This window comes from Pseudoalteromonas sp. S3178 (assembly GCF_005886985.1).
In the GTDB taxonomy this organism is placed as follows: Bacteria; Pseudomonadota; Gammaproteobacteria; order Enterobacterales; family Alteromonadaceae; genus Pseudoalteromonas; species Pseudoalteromonas carrageenovora.
On sequence record NZ_PNCW01000243.1, the window covers coordinates 1 to 479 of the forward strand.

A 479-nucleotide genomic window follows, 5' to 3' on the forward strand; every position below is an offset into this window, starting at 1 on the left:
TGAGGCCGATCAGAATGGTACTGGTAACGTCGCTATTATTACGACCACCGGAAATAACAATAACCAAGTATATAGCCAAGATGGTGAATCTAACGGCGCATTAACCGAAGTTACTGGCGACGATAACGCGATTGACATTCAGCAATCAGGTAGCGGGATCCTTGGGATTAACAACGAAGCCATCAATGTGATTAATGGCGATCAAAATACGATTACAGTATCTCAAGGTTCTGGCGGCCAATGGTTCTACAACCTAAATATGCAAGGTAGCCAAAACGAAGTAACAGCGACACAAACAGGTACGTGGAACGAAGCGACACTTGAGTCAGTACAAGGTGACATGAACCAAATCACCTTAGATCAAGATGGTGTGTACAACCAATATAAAGTAGTTAGTCTACAAGGTAATGAAAACGAAATTGAATCGAGTCAAAGCGGCAACTTCAATGTTATCTCTGTAGAGACTGTGATTGGTGATG

The 479-nt window shown here is 42.4% G+C and carries 1 pseudogene; it reads left to right on the forward strand.

The features are described 5' to 3' along the window. A pseudogene (locus tag CWC11_RS20790) lies at positions 1-479 on the forward strand (curlin); the annotation flags it as partial.